The following is a 14,199-nucleotide window of genomic DNA, read 5'->3' on the forward strand; positions in this document are numbered from 1 at the left end:
ACGGCGGTGGCGGAGGTCACAGCACCTTCGCCACCGCCGCGAACTCTTCCCCGCCATATCCCGCCTCGTCGGCCCGGCGCAGCAGCGCGGCGATCGCGGCCGGCAGTTCCGTGCGCAGCCCGCGTGCACGCATCGCGTCCTCGATGCGGCGCGTCGCATCGACCGAGATCGACAGTGGGCTTTGCGTGATGCGGTAATCGCCCGAGGCGATGACGCCGGCCTCGTGCCGCAGGAACTCGCCATACGACGGCGCCAGCGCGTGCACGATCGCGCCGTAGCGCCGCACGTCCAGTCCTTCCCGCTCCGCCAGTGCGGCGCCCTGGAAGAAACCCAGCGACGCACCGTAGACGAACGAGAGGGTCGCGAGGTCCATCGTCGCCGCGGCCGCCGGGCTGGCGCCGAGGTGGACGATATTCCCGCCATAAGCCGCGAGCACGGCGCGCGCACGTTCGACGTGTTCCTCCGCGCCCGAGACGAGGATCGTCGTGTCGGGCTGGCCCATCTGCTCGGGCGCGACCTGGATCGCGCCCGCCACGAAGCCGGCGCCTTCTGCTGCCAGCGCGGCTGCCGCATCCTGCGCCTCCCGCGGACTGCCTGTCGTGAACTGGACGAGCACCTTGCCCGCGAGGTCGACGCCGTCCGCGTCCAGTATTTGCCGCGCCGCCGCGTAGTCGTGCACGCACATCACGACGATCTCCGCCGCGCGCACGGCGTCCGCCGGCCGCGCGGCCACGCCGGCGCCCGCGGCGGACAGACTTTCCGCCTTTCCCGGCGTGCGGTTCCACACATGCACGCGCCATCCGGCCTGCAACGACAGCCGGGCGAGCGTGGCGCCCATCTGGCCCAATCCGATCACTGCGATGTCTTTCATCCTGACCTCCTGTGGTGTTGGAAGCGGCAGTATCCCGATGTACCATTCGAAGCGTCAAGTACGTACAATCCGGTCAGGTACTACCCAATCGGTAAGTTTTGGAGGAAGCGATGGCGGCCAGCAAGCCCTTTAATTGCGGGATCGGACCCGCGTTCGAAGTCATCGGCGGCAAGTGGAAAGCCGTGATCCTGTACGAGTTGCAGGACAAGCCCGTGCGGACGGGCGAGTTGCGCCGCCTGGTCGGCAGCATCACCGAGAAAATGCTGATCCAGCAGTTACGGGAAATGGAGTCGGATGGACTGGTGCGGCGCGTCGTCTACCCGGAAGTGCCGCCGCGCGTGGAATATTCCGCGACACCCGAGGGCGCCGCGTTGAACAAGGCGCTGGGGCCGATCGCGGAATGGGGCCGCAAGTATGTGGCGGCCCGGGGCCACGTGGAGATCTAGCGTTTACTCGGGACCCGTCACCCGCAGCGGCACCGCCAGCCGCTGCGCCACGTTGCGCACGTGCGCTTCCCACGCCTGCGCATCGGGAAAATCGCCGCTCTCGCTCCATCCCGCGCCCAGGTAGTGCACGAACGGCTGCCCGGGCTGCGCGGTCCCGACCAGCAGGGCGTCGCCGCCATCCACCGCGGCGCGCGTCGCCTGGCCGGGGACGATGATCGCGCACGCCGTGTGCCCGTTCGGCGCGCTCTCCGGTTCCCAGTAACTCATCCAGCTTGCGCTCGTGTCGCGCACGAGCCGGCCGTCGCCCTTGCGCTGGGCGATGCCGACGGCGACGGGCAGCGCGCCCGCCTGGTCGCTCGTGTAGCGGCTTTCGACGCGGCTGAAGTTGGCGCCCGCGTCGATCGAGATGCGCTTCGTCTCCGCGACCTGGCGTCCGGCCGCGCTCCACGCGTCGTAGCGCAGCTCGAACACGGCGCGCAGCGGCCCGTCCGCGATCACTTTCCAGCCCGCGTAGACGGATGACGGATACGCCTTGCCATCGCGGTAGATTGCCGTGCCGCCGCAGCCGCGGCCCGTGCCGACGCTGTAGTTGTCGAGGCCCTCGCCGTGGTCGCTGTGGTACTCGCCGCGCTTGTACCACGTGTCCACGACGGGCCGGCGCACGCGCTTGAGCCACACGTCCACGCCGCTGCCCACGTGCTCGTTCGGCACGTGCAGGATCGCCGGGCCGTACGCGCGGTGGGCGATGCGGTCGCTCTCCCACGCGAAGTCGTCGTAGCGTTCGGGCACGTAGCGTGCGTGCACCTTGACGTCGGGCGGCGCCAGCGCGGGCAGGGCGCTGGCCGGCAGCAGCAGGAAGCGGCGTCGTTCACGGGGCGCGAAGTTTGCCTGGAACAGCAGCGTGTCGCCGATGCGCTGCGTGGGCAGCAGGCGCGACGTGCCGGTTTCCATCACGGCCAGCGCTTGTGGAGAATCCGGCGCGAGCGGCAGTTCGATCGTCTCGTCGGCACGGTGAAAATCGCCCGGATTCGTCACGCGCACCGTGCGGGGTACGGCGCGTTCGAGCAGCGCCATGCGGAACACTTCGCTGCCCGCGAGCAGGAAGGCGCCGACGCCATAGACTTCCGTCGCATCGTCCGCGAAGCCCGTCGGCGCCTGGCCGATCGGCTGTACGTGCGTGAGCTTGCCGTCCGGCTGGACGCTGGCCACGAGCGCCGTCCATGCGCGCCGCACGCCCGGTTCGAACGCGGCGCGGTCCAGCAACCCCTGGTTGACGCCCCACGCGAGCGCATACGCGAACAGCGCCGTGCCGCTCGTTTCGCGCGCCGGATAGCCGGCCGGGTCGAGCAGGCTCGCGCGCCACAGGCCGTCGGCCTGCTGCAGCGCGAGCACCTTCGCGGCCATCGCGCGGAACTGCTGTTCGAAGCGGGCGCGCGCCGGATGGTCCGCCGGGATGTACTGGAGCGTGCGCGCCAGGCCCGCCATCACCCAGCCGTTGCCGCGTGCCCAGAACACCTTGCGGCCATTGGCTTCGCGCCGCGCGAAATAATTGCTGTCGCGGTAGTACAGGTGTTCGTCCTTGTCGTACAGGTAGTCCGACGTGCGCCACCACGCGGCGACGGCGTGGTCGAGATAGCGCGCGTCGCCGGTGGCGGCGGTCAGGCGCGCCCACGCGGGCGGTCCCATGAACAGGGCGTCGCACCACGACCAGCGGTCCTGGTTGCCGGGCACCGTGAATTTCAGCGTGCCGTCGTGCGGCTCGGCGAGGATCGCATCGAAACGCGCCTTCAGCGGCGCCAGCATGGCCGGGTCGCGCAACTGCAGGTACAGCTCCGCATACGTCTGCCCGACCACGTGGTCGTCCGCGTGATAGGCGCGCGGACCGAGTTGCCAGCCATTGCGTTCGCCCATCGCCGCCATCGCGTCGCGGTACGTGCGCGAGCCGGACAGGTTGGCCAGCACCATGAAGCCGGCGTCGCCGACGCCCTGCGTCCAGTGCGTCGGCGCATGCGCGCTCGGATGCGCGAGCTGCCAGTCGGCGACGCGTTCCATCGTCGCCAGCACGGCGGCCGGCGTCGGTGCCTGCGCGTCGGCCCTGGCGGCGGGCGGTGTGTGTGTCGCGCATCCGGGCAGGAGAGGGCCGAGCAGCAGCAGGGCGAGCGTGGCGTGCTTGAAGGGGATAGTCGGGATCATCGTAGGATAACGTTTAACTAGATGTATGGATTCTGGCTTAAAGCTGAGATAAGGTAAACGCTTTCATAAAAATGGAGAAGACCATGCGGATACGAGGACTCGGAGCAGCCATGTTCATCGCGGCACTGGCCGCGCGTCCGGCGGGCGCGTGCGAGGCGCCGCCGCCGGCCGTCATCGACATCGATGCGAACAGCTATTACAGCGACAGCCATCACTCGATCGTCGACCCGGTGCGCAAGGCGCGCAACGAGGCGGCCGTCAAGCCCGTCAACGACTACCTCGACGCGGTGGCCCATGCCGCCGTCGCGTGGCAGCGGACGCACCGCGACGCGGATGCCCGCTGCGCCCTGGCCTGGCTCGCCGACTGGGCCGGCCGCAAGGCGATGCTGGGCACGATGACGACGGAGCAGTCGTACTACACGCGCAAGTGGACGCTGGGCGGCCTCGCGCTCGCCTACGCGCGCGTGAAGCCCGCGGCGACGCTGGAGGAGCGCGGCCGCATCGAGGCGTGGCTGCTGGCGCTGGCCGATGCAACGATCCGCCATTCGGACGCGCACAAGGGCGTGCGCAACAATCACTATTACTGGGAGGGCCTCGCGGTGACGGCGACGGGCGCTGTCACGGGCGACGCGCGCTGCCTCGCGTGGGGCCGCAAGGTGTTCGACGCTGCGATGGCGCAGATCCGGCCGGACGGCGTGCTGCCGTACGAACTGGAACGGGCGGGCAGGGCGCTGCACTACCACCTGTACGCGGCCGCGCCGCTCGTGCTGATGGCGTCGATCTTCGACGTGCAGTCGCCGCGGCTGGACAAGCTCATTGCGTTCTCCGTCGGCGGCGTCGCCGATCCGTCGGCCATCGCGACGATGACGGGCGTCGAGCAGGAGCGGTCGGGCGGCGTGCCGGGATGGATCGCCATCTACCTGCGCCACGGCGGCAAGGTCGCGGTGCCCGTCAGGCTGCCGGCCGTGAACTGGGATGCGCGCATGGGCGGCGACCGCAGCCTGGCCAATCCGCTCGAACACGTCGTCACTGGTAGCGGATCGTCCAGCGGATCCTGAGCGGCTTGTCGAACGTGAACGCGCCCGTGCGGCAGGCGGCCAGCGTGGCCATCGGTCCATACGGCGCGCGGTACGCTTCGCTGCCGGTCACGTCGTCGGCGCTGCAGCGTGCGAGGCCGTCGACGGCGAAGGCACGCACGGCACCGTCGCGGAAGGCGATCGTGTTGCCGTCCACCGTGGCGCCGCTTGAAAACGACGCGAAGTCGAGGCTCACGCCGGCCACGTCCAGCGGTGCCGCCGGCGTGTACGTGTCGGTGCGCGTGATGACGCCGTGGCGCAGGGTGTATTCCGTCTCGACCGCGATGCGCGTGTCCTTCACGGGCACGTTCTTGCCCAGCTTCGTGAGCGCATCCTGGCGGTACGTGACGCGATGGCCGCCGTCGATGTCGCTCGTCTCGATGTTCTTGATGAACGCGGTCGCGATCAATTCGCTGCCGTCGGCGAGACGGAATTTCGGCAGCAACTGCGGATGCGCGGCGCCGCTGTCGGCGATGCCGGAGACGATCCCGTACGAGAACGGCAGCGGATAGTACGGGCTGTTCGCATGCTGGCTCGGACCGCCGTTGATCATCGAGAGGCTGAATACGTGTGGCCCGTCGCGCCAGATGGCGAGGGCGCGGTCGTATTCGCCGCCCGCGAAGCGCGTGAGGCTGAAGGGAGGACGCGCGCGTTCCAGCCACGCCGCAAGGTCCGCGCGCGGTACGGCGTTCTTCATGCCGGCCCGGTTCCACATCTCGTCCGTGCCGATCAACTGGTGCAGTAGCGAGAAGTTCTCGCCGAGGATGCGATGCTTGCCGCGGTACGTGTCCGTGCGGCGGCCCTTGCCCCACATGTCGACCGAGTGCAGCGCCGGGTCGTACCAGAAGTTCATGTAGCGCTCGCCGATACGCGCGGAGTAGGCGTACGCGTACTCCTTTTCTTCCGGCGTGAGGACGCCGAGGTAGGCGGCCGTCGACAGGATTTCCAACATCGCCGTCTCGCCGTACGGCCCGAGGCTGCGGCCCATCGTGAAGCCGCTGCCGTCGGCACTCGCCGCGTTCAGCGCGACGTCGGCCGACTTGCGCAGCAGGGCTTTCAGTTCCGGCGTCACCGTCAGGCCGGTCTCGATGAAGCGTTCGCAGATCTCGGCCGCCAGCAGGATGCTGTAGCGGTCGAAGCGGCCCTGGCCATCCGTCTCGTCGGAAAAGCCGTAGGTGCCGGAGTAATCGGCGTAATGCTTCAGCATCCTGTCGAGCAGGACGTCGCTCGCCTGCGCGTCTTCCCAGCCCATCAGCAGGCGCAGGCGCGCAATGCTGAAGGCGACGCCATAGTAATTGGTCGGCAGGTCGATCAGTTCGTAGGCCGGCACGCGCACGAACGTCCGCCAGTCGAGCTTCTTGCGCAGTTGGTCGAGCGTGGCGGGACGCACGGCGCGCTCCAGCAGGCCGGCCCGCTTCAGCTTGACCAGCGCGCCAATGTAGTAATAGATGCCCCAGGTATCGTTTTCCATGCCGACGGTAAGGTCGGCGATGGATGCATAGTCGCGCAGCATGCCGGGCAAGCGCGGGTCATTGGCGGACGTGTGCAGCAGCACGTCCGCCAGGCCCGTCGCGATTTTCCCGGGCAGGAATTTGTCGTGGCTCTGGAACGGCGCGCGGCCGTCGATCGTGATGCCGTCCCGTTCCTTCACGAGCTTCTGGAAAAAGTAATCCAGCTGCGGGTAGGCCTGTTCGACCGTCTGGTGCAGGGGCCTGGTCGCGAGTGCGGGCGCGGCGTGTGACAGGGCGAGAACCGCCATCGTGATGACGGGCAGGACAGGGCGCATGCGTGTCTCCAGTGTTGTTAAACGTTTTCCTAAAAGGATAGGTCAACTCTTCCGGAAAGTAAACGGCGATACGGGCTCAGGGGCGGCGGGCGATCGTCGACCCGCGCAGGATCAGTTGCGGCGCGACCTTGGTGAGCTTTTCGACGTGTTCGCCGCGGATCACGGCCAGCAGCTTTTCCATCGCGGTCGCGCCCATGCGCTCGCTCTGCAGGTCGACGGTGGTAAGGGCGGGGGTCGTGTATTTGCCGTAGGGGATATTGTCGAAGCCGACGACCGAGATGTCCTGGGGGATCGAGATGCCCAGGTTGGACGCTTCTTTCATGAAGCCGAGCGCCATCAGGTCGTTGTAGCAGATCAGCGCATCCGGACGCTGGCTGCCCAGCACGATCGCAGAGCACAGGCGTTCGCCTTCGGCCAGCGACGGCGCCTCGGCATCGAAGATCGCGAGTTCGAGGCCGGCTGTCTTCAGCGATTCGCGGATGCCGCCCAGGCGCTCCTCGTCGCGCCGCGACTTGGAAAAGCCGAGGTAGGCGATGCGGCGGTGGCCCAGCATGCGCAGGTGCTGGGCCAGCATGTAGGCGCCGCCGTGGTCGTCGCTGGCCACCGTAGGCAGCGGCAGTTGCGCCAGGCTGCCGAAGAAGACGAGCGGCTTGTCGATCTCGGTCATCCACGCCATCTCGTGCTCGCGCATGCGCGAGAACACGATCATGCCGTCCACGCGCCGGCTCAGTTCTTCCAGCGTGCGCCGCTCGCGGCTGGGCGTTTCCTCCGTGTCGACGAGCAGGACGGAAAAGCCCTGGTCGTGCGCCACGCGGTTCGCGCCCTTCAGGATGCTGGAGAAGTGCGGGTTGGTGATGTCCAGCACGGAGAGGCCGATGGTGTTCGTGCGCCCCGTGATCATCGACTTGGCCAGCGGGTTCGATTTATAGCCCAGGCCCGCGATCGCGGACTCGATCGCCGCCTCGACCTTGGGCGAAAAGCGCTGTGCGCCGTTGATGAATTTCGACACCGTGGCAGTGGACACGTGGGCGGCTGCGGCGACGTCGCGGATGGTCGGGGCGGACTTTTTCATGGAAGGTTAATCGTTACTCAGCGGCACATCTTAGCATGCGTCCCCAAGGGCGGAAGCGAGCTGGGGCAAGAAATCGGCGTATGGAATCGTTGCCACCTGTCCGGGCGGGGCCTCCGGGCGAAAAAGCGGTCCAAAAAATTGACATCGAAAGCGTTTTGGATATACTCGGTTAAACGTTTAACATATGCGAGCCTGTCCATGACCCCAGCGACCGAGTCCAAGCCTTTCCACCGTCTTCTCCTGACCGGCGCCGGTGGCGGCCTCGGCACCGTGCTGCGCGAGCGGATCAAGCCGTGGGCCGACGTGGTTCGCCTCAGCGACATCAAGGACATCGCGCCCGCCGGGCCGGGCGAGGAAGTCGTGCGCTGCGACCTGGGCGACCGCGCCGCCGTGATGGCGCTGACGGAAGGCGTGGACGCCGTGCTGCACTTCGGCGGCGTCTCCGTCGAGGACACGTTCGAGACGATCATGCATGCCAACATCCTCGGCCTGCATCACCTGTACGAGGCCGTGCACAAGCGCGGCATCAAGCGCGTGATCTACGCGAGCTCCAGCCACGTCGTCGGCTACTACCCGACCACGCAGATCGTCGATGCCAACGTGCCGCTGCGGCCGGACGGCATCTACGGCGTGTCGAAGTGCTTCGGCGAGGCCTTGTCTCGCTACTACTTCGACCGCTTCGGCATCGAGACCGTGTGCCTGCGCATCGGCTCGTCGTTCGGCGAGCCGCGCAATGCGCGCATGCTGGTCACGTTCCTCGCGTACGACGACCTCGTGGAACTGGTGCGCTGTGCCCTGTTCACGCCGCGCGTGGGCCACACGATCACGTACGGTGTGTCGGACAACCCGGTGCGCTGGTGGGACAACCGCGCGGCGGCCCACCTGGGCTTCGAGCCGCGCCACAGCGCGCGCGCGTTCGCCGACCGCTTCCCGGCCGGCGGCACGTGGTCGGATGCGGGCGACATCACGGCCGTGTACCAGGGCGGGCCGTTTTTGACGGCGGGGCCGATCTACGAAGACTGAAGCGCCCGCGAACGCGACATGCCGGGCCGGTGCAGTGATGCCCCGGCCCTTTTTGTTTCCAGCAACCGGGTCAGACCGCGATTATTGGAAATAGCTTCAATTCGGGGTCAGAGCACGTTTTCAGCAAGATTCGCGGTCAAAGCCCTTTTCGGTGCGAGTTCTTTGTGCGGTGAGCGCAATTCCGTGTTTGGTAGCGCAGTGGACATTGATCCGAAATGTGCTCTGACCCCGATTTTGGGAAATGGCCTCGGATAAAAAAATGCCGCCAGGTCGCCCCGGCGGCATCGAGGGAAACGCGGGCCGGGGCCCGCGGAGGAAACCCGGTATCAGAACTTCAGGTCGAGGCGCACGCTGTAGAAGCGGAATACGTCGCGCGGCGGCACCCAGCTGTTGACCGTGATGGCGGGGGAGGTCGACGTCGGGCCCGCGCGGTACGACGGGCCGCTCGCGTTGGCGTTGCCGATGTAGAAGCGGTCGAACAGGTTGTTGATGCGGAAGGACAGGCGCCACATGTCGTTGTTCTGGCGCAGGCCGAAACCGAGGTCCGAGATCGAGTACGCGTTGTTCACCGAGCGCGGGTCGTTGTTGATGTTGGTCTGGTACTCGGTCTGGTAACGCACGTTCGCGTTCACGAAGGCCCAGTACGGGCGGTCCGCGAAATGGTAGTCGTAGTTCGTGCCGATGTTGACCTTGTTCTTCGGCGTGCCCGGAAAGATCCCGCCCGTCAGGTTCTGCACGCCCGTCGTCGAGCCGGCGCGGATCGGGAAACAGGCGCGGTTCCAGCCGCCCAGCGAACCGCCTTCGCCCAGGCCCGTCGTGCCGATGGCGGGGTTCGTGTTGTCCTGGTAGCAGGGGCCGTTCTTCCAGTCGACGATCTCCGGACGCGTGTATGCGTACGACACGTTCATCGACCAGTTCGACGTCAGCAGAAAGTGCGAATCGATTTCGAAGCCGCGCGTGCGGATCTTCGGGATCGAGTTCAGCTGCGTGTAGATCGTCGGGTCGTTCGGCAGCACGAACGACGTGTTCTGCTGGTAGTTCTTGAAGTCCGTCTTGTAGATCGTGGCCGCGAGCGACATGCGGTTGTGGAACAGGTTCGCCTTGGTCCCGAGCTCGACACTGCGGCTCGTCTCCGGCGCCACCGGGAACGCGGCCGCCGCCTTCAGGCCGCTCGTCACGTCGTACGCGAGGCCCTTGTAGCCGGTCGCCGTCATCGCATAGACCATCCAGTCGCTGTTGATCTGCTTCTGGATCGACAGCTTGCCGGTCGTCGCCCAGTCGCGGTTGCCGCTGCTGGAGAACTGGTCCCGGCCGACGGGGCCCGGCACGAAGGTCGAGCGGTCCAGCTGGTCCGTATAGAAATTGCGGATGTAGTTGAAGCCCGAGGTTTCCACGTTGCGGCGGATGCCCGCGACCAGCGTGTACGTCGGATGGAAGTCCCACGTGGCCTGGCCGAACACGGCGCGGTTCACGTTGTAGATGTCGGTGTAGTAGTTCGTGGGGCTCGACGGCGAGCTGGCCGTGCAGACGCTCGGGCGCACGCAGAAGCCGCGGATGAAGTGGCGGTCGATCTCGTTCTGCGCCCACCACAGGCCGGTCACGTAGCGCAGCTTCCCGATATCCGGCGACACGTAACGGATTTCCTGCGTCTTCGATCGGATGTCGTAGGTGCCGAATTGCGCGTTGCCGACGCTGAACTTCGTCTCGCCCGGCCGCGCGATGGTCGGCACGTCGACGAAGTCCTGGTCGCGGTAATCGTTTGCCTTGTAATGCTCGTACGACGAGATCGACATCAGCGTGCCGTCGTTCGGCAGGTTGTACGAGAACTTCAGGCCCGTGCCGAACGTGGACGAATTGATCCCGGTCGGGAAGTCGCGCCGCACGTTGCGGTTGTTCGGATCGTACGGGTTGATGCCGGCCAGCGTGAGCGACGCGGGCAGTTGCGGGTTGCCGTTCATGTACGCGGTCGCGAGGTCGGCCTGGCTACCCGCGCGGTAGAAGCCGTTCACGGCCGTCACGCCGCGGCTGTTTTCCTGCGCGTTGTAGTGCGGCGTGAAGTCGATCTCCAGGTCCTTGATCGGGTTCCACTGGAACTTCGTCATGATCGTCCTGCCGCCCGATCCGTTGACCTTCTGGCCGTTCGTCAGGTTCGTGAAGTTACCCGGCATGTCGCTCTTGTTGACGGCGATGCGCATGCCGAAGTCGTCGCGCAGCTTGCCGCCGACCGACGCGCCCACGCGCCACTCGTGGTCGTTGGTGTAGTACGCGTTGGCGCGGTAGACGATCGGCCCGCTGATCGGTTTCGTCACGATGTTGATCGCGCCGGCCACGGCGGATTTGCCGAACAGCGTAGACTGCGGCCCTTTCAGCACCTCGACGCGGGCCACGTCGGCCAGGTCGCGGAAGGCCTGGAACTGGCTGGCGATCGGGATGTCGTCGATGATGACGGAGACGTCGGACTCCACGCCGATGCCGACGGAGACGGTACCGATGCCACGCATGAAGATGGCGTTGTTGGCGGCCGTCGTGCCCGACGACAGCGTCAGCGACGGCGTCAGGTTGATGACGTCCTCGATCTCGCGCACGTTGTTGCGCTGGATCTCCGCCTCGGACAGCACGGAGATCGACTCCGGCACATTTTCCAGCCGCTCCACGCGTTTGTTCGCGGTGACCAGGACGGTTTGCAACTGGTTGGGGTTCGTCGGTACTTCTTGCGCCCGCGCGGGCACGGTCCAGTGGGCGACGGCCATCGCGACGACGGCCGCCACGGGCTTGACCGCGATCCGCGCGCCCGGTGTTCTCTGCTTGCTCACAACGTCTCCTTGGTTTTTCTAATGAAAACTGCCAGTCCCGCTGCGCGCCGCCTTCAGGCGTGCCGCCTTCATGCGCAACAGCGCCTCCAGAAAGTAGTAGTCCGCGTAGTTCAGCGGCACGTCGATTTCCGATTTGGCCGGCTTGTGGCCGGTCGCATGCTTGAGGAGGAAGCCGCCGTTGTCTCCAGGCGCCGCGAGGTACGCACTGGACGACAGGCTGCGCAGCGTCTGTTCGGCGAAGTCGCGGTAGCGCGCGGCCGTCTCGCGGTCGGAGAACGTCGCCAGTTCCAGCAGGGCGGAGGCGGCGATGGCGGCGGCGGAAGCGTCGCGCGGGGCGGCGGGAATGGCCGGGTCGTCGAAGTCCCAATAGGGCACCTTGTCGGCCGGCAGGCGTGGATGGGTCGTGTAGAAGCGGGCGATCTTGTGCGCCTGCTGGAGATAGTTGTCGTTGCGGGTTTCGCGGTACATCATCGTGTAGCCGTACAGGCCCCACGCCTGTCCGCGCGCCCATGCGGAGCCGTCCGCGTAACCTTGCACGGTCATGCGCGTACGCACGGCGCCCGTCTTCGGGTCGTAGTCGACGAGGTGGAAACTGGACCCGTCGGGGCGGAAGTGGTTCTTCAGCGCGGTGTCGGCATGGGCGATGGCGATCTCGCGGTAGCGCGGTTCGTTCGCGGCCTTCGCGGCCCACATCAGCAGCTCCAGGTTCATCATGTTGTCGATGATGACGGGGAAGGCCCACGTCGTGTTGGGCCACAGGTCCCACGACTGGATGCTGCCGACTTTCGGGTTGAAACGCGTGATCAGTGTCGTCGCGCCGGCCAGCAGGGCGTCGCGGTAGGCCACGCGCGTGGCCGCGTCGTCCACGAGGCGCAGGCCGTTGCCGTAGCCGGCGCCCAGCATGAAGCCGAGATCGTGCTGGGACTTGTCGAACTTCGCGGGCGCCGTCAGCGCCGTGTAGCGCATCGCCGCCGTTTTCCATGTCGCGTCGCCGGTGGCTTCGAACAGGTACCACAGCGAGCCGGGAAAGAAGCCGGCCGTCCAGTCGCCCGGCCCGATCATTTTTACTTCGCCACGCTCCACGGTGCGGGGGAAGCCCGGCTTGCCCGCGGCCTTGTCCAGCAGGATGCGGTACTGCGCGCTGGCGACCTTGAAGTCCTTGTCGATGACGGCGCCGATCGGTTCCGCGGCCGTTGCGGCCGACGCGCCGCACGCCGCCAGCAGGATCCCGCAGATAATCGTTTTCGCAGTCATGGAACGCGTCTCCCTGTTGGTCTGATTATTGAGCAAATCGTAATCAGAACGGGAAGCGGTGTCAACAAAAATAGGTAAACGCTTAACTTGACGTTTTCAGGGCTTAACGACGTGCTGGTGGCGGCAATAGCGAAAACGTTTTGCCGGCCGGACGACTAGAATGGCGGCGGCTCGTCCGGCGGGAGCGGCGGCACGTCGAGGTCGATCGTCGTACGCGGCAGGTGCGCGAGATCCGCGCCGTCCACGAGCGCCTGCGCCTGGAACGCGGCATGCGCGCGCACGCCATGCTTTTGCACGGCCACGAGCATCACGGGCAGGGTGGGGAAGTATGGGCGCAGGCGTTCCAGCAGCACGTCGCCGACGCCGGGCGCGACCCACGCCGGCGGCGGAAAGGCCAGCGCCACGCGCACGCCTTTCAGTTCGGCCTGGGCGACCTCGAGTTTCAAATCCGGTCGCTTTCCTTGCGCACGACGCGGCCGATGATGAGGCAGGCGTTGCCCTGGCAGAGTTTGCGGTGGTATTTGCGCTGGTCCGGATTGTCCGACGTCAGCCACCATTTGCCGGCGTCGCGCGTCAGCCGCTTCACGACGGCCTCGCCTTCGTAGTTGAAGGCATACACGGCACCGTCCACGAGCTTCGTGTCGAGCGTGTTGATGATGACGATGTCCCCCGCGTACAGCGACGGTTCCATGCTCTCGCCCTTGACGAGGATGGCCATCAGGTGGTCGGGATGGTAGTTGTGCCGTTCGATCCACGTGCGGCGCATGCCGAGCGTGCCGCCGTCGCGGCGTTCGGGCTCCGTCTGGAAGCCCGTGATCCCGGCCGACAGCCGCAGCTTGACCATGCGGATCTGGACGAATTCCGCATCGTCGTTGTCGGCCGGGCGCACCGGCATGCCGTCCTTCAGGCCGTGGAAGGGGGCCTGGCGCGGGTCGCCTTCGCCGGTCATCAGCCAGATGTGCGAGAACCCGAGTTCGCGCTCGATGTTCAGCGCGTAGCGGATGTCCATCGACTTGATTTTCCCGGTCAGCCACTGGTTCACCACGCTCTTCGAGGCGCCCGAGGCTTTGACGAGGCCGATCTGGCCACGCTCGCCTTCGAGCTGCGGCGTGGTGCGGTAGATGTGGTCGAGGCGGTCGGATAAGAGGTTCATGTTCAGGCCCTGCACTCGTTCTGGTTTAGTGTTCTTGACGTTGATCAGTTTAGAGTTCTATACTGGACTCTACTCGACTTGCCGGGTTTTGTGAAGGGGAGGCGAGCTTTCGATGGGGGAGAACAGCTATGAACAGACCAGGTATCTTCGGCGTGGCCAGCTATGTCGCGGGCGTGGCGTCGATCGGCGCATCGTTGACGATGGCGGACGTCGGCGCGGCGGTCGGTATCGCGACCGCCGTCCTGACCTGCCTGACCAATACCGTGTACACGTACCGCCGCGACCGGCGCGAACAACGCGAGTGCGAGGCGCGGCTCGCGCAGCTGGAGCGGCAGACGTGAACGTGTCACTTTGATCCAGGTCAAAGTGATGTGGGCCTGATCTGTCAGACAGTGGGGCGAGAGGCGGAGGCGCTGGAAGAGCTCAGGCGCAGGGAGGCGGCGTGAACGATATGTCCGATACGAAGGAGACGCCAACCGGGCGGGGCGTGGACGGCGGCGGCCCGACGCTCC

General features: G+C 66.5%; 12 protein-coding genes. 4 read left to right on the forward strand and 8 right to left on the reverse strand.

What is annotated here, in order from left to right:
* Positions 1 to 16 precede the first annotated feature (16 nt).
* Positions 17 to 910 carry an NAD(P)-dependent oxidoreductase gene (locus tag ACEN98_RS09970; protein ID WP_413385971.1) on the reverse strand — a complete coding sequence of 298 codons (894 nt, stop codon included), beginning with the start codon at positions 908 to 910 and terminating at the stop codon, positions 17 to 19.
* 71 nt (positions 911 to 981) lie between these two features.
* On the opposite strand from ACEN98_RS09970, the gene ACEN98_RS09975 reads away from it, so the two are divergent.
* Positions 982 to 1,317 carry a winged helix-turn-helix transcriptional regulator gene (locus tag ACEN98_RS09975; RefSeq protein WP_413383921.1) on the forward strand — a complete coding sequence of 112 codons (336 nt, stop codon included), beginning with the start codon at positions 982 to 984 and terminating at the stop codon, positions 1,315 to 1,317.
* A gap of 3 nt (positions 1,318 to 1,320) precedes the next feature.
* On the opposite strand, the gene ACEN98_RS09980 is transcribed toward ACEN98_RS09975, so the two are convergent.
* Positions 1,321 to 3,510 (reverse strand): glycoside hydrolase family 88 protein, encoded by a 2,190-nt coding sequence (locus tag ACEN98_RS09980; protein WP_413383923.1) that lies wholly within the window; start codon positions 3,508 to 3,510, stop codon positions 1,321 to 1,323.
* Positions 3,511 to 3,620: 110 nt separating this feature from the next.
* Here ACEN98_RS09980 and ACEN98_RS09985 point away from each other — a divergent pair, with 110 nt between their 5' ends.
* Positions 3,621 to 4,568 (forward strand): alginate lyase family protein, encoded by a 948-nt coding sequence (locus tag ACEN98_RS09985; RefSeq protein WP_413338560.1) that lies wholly within the window; start codon positions 3,621 to 3,623, stop codon positions 4,566 to 4,568.
* Here the strand turns inward: ACEN98_RS09985 and ACEN98_RS09990 are convergent.
* Both ACEN98_RS09990 and ACEN98_RS09995 read right to left on the reverse strand, forming a co-directional pair.
* Entirely contained in the window at positions 4,537 to 6,372 is a 1,836-nt protein-coding gene (locus ACEN98_RS09990; RefSeq protein ID WP_413338558.1) for a hypothetical protein, read from the reverse strand. The two genes, ACEN98_RS09985 and ACEN98_RS09990, sit on opposite strands and share 32 nt — an antisense overlap.
* Before the next feature lie 76 nt (positions 6,373 to 6,448).
* Complete coding sequence (locus ACEN98_RS09995; RefSeq protein ID WP_413338556.1) at positions 6,449 to 7,444, reverse strand: LacI family DNA-binding transcriptional regulator; 996 nt, start codon at positions 7,442 to 7,444, stop codon at positions 6,449 to 6,451.
* 198 nt (positions 7,445 to 7,642) lie between these two features.
* On the opposite strand from ACEN98_RS09995, the gene ACEN98_RS10000 reads away from it, so the two are divergent.
* A complete protein-coding gene (locus tag ACEN98_RS10000) occupies positions 7,643 to 8,467 on the forward strand; it encodes an NAD-dependent epimerase/dehydratase family protein (RefSeq protein WP_413338554.1) in 825 nt (274 codons plus the stop codon).
* A 326-nt stretch (positions 8,468 to 8,793) separates the two neighbouring features.
* Here the strand turns inward: ACEN98_RS10000 and ACEN98_RS10005 are convergent, their stop codons facing one another.
* The 4 genes from ACEN98_RS10005 to ACEN98_RS10020 form a co-directional block, all read right to left on the reverse strand.
* Positions 8,794 to 11,280: a TonB-dependent receptor gene (locus ACEN98_RS10005; protein WP_413383925.1), complete on the reverse strand. Its 2,487-nt coding sequence runs from the start codon at positions 11,278 to 11,280 to the stop codon at positions 8,794 to 8,796.
* 18 nt (positions 11,281 to 11,298) lie between these two features.
* Positions 11,299 to 12,534: a glycoside hydrolase family 88 protein gene (locus ACEN98_RS10010; RefSeq protein WP_413338550.1), complete on the reverse strand. Its 1,236-nt coding sequence runs from the start codon at positions 12,532 to 12,534 to the stop codon at positions 11,299 to 11,301.
* 155 nt (positions 12,535 to 12,689) lie between these two features.
* Positions 12,690 to 12,980: a hypothetical protein gene (locus tag ACEN98_RS10015; RefSeq protein WP_413383927.1), complete on the reverse strand. Its 291-nt coding sequence runs from the start codon at positions 12,978 to 12,980 to the stop codon at positions 12,690 to 12,692.
* Complete coding sequence (locus ACEN98_RS10020; RefSeq protein ID WP_413383929.1) at positions 12,977 to 13,687, reverse strand: helix-turn-helix transcriptional regulator; 711 nt, start codon at positions 13,685 to 13,687, stop codon at positions 12,977 to 12,979. Before ACEN98_RS10020 ends, ACEN98_RS10015 begins: the two co-directional genes overlap by 4 nt.
* Positions 13,688 to 13,815: 128 nt before the next feature.
* On the opposite strand from ACEN98_RS10020, the gene ACEN98_RS10025 reads away from it, so the two are divergent.
* The gene (locus ACEN98_RS10025; protein WP_413383931.1) at positions 13,816 to 14,028 is read left to right on the forward strand and encodes a holin; all 213 of its coding nucleotides are present in this window, start codon (positions 13,816 to 13,818) and stop codon (positions 14,026 to 14,028) included.
* Positions 14,029 to 14,199: the final 171 nt, after the last annotated feature.

Source organism: Massilia sp. CT11-137, assembly GCF_047302885.1.
Lineage (GTDB): Bacteria > Pseudomonadota > Gammaproteobacteria > Burkholderiales > Burkholderiaceae_D > Telluria > Telluria orientalis.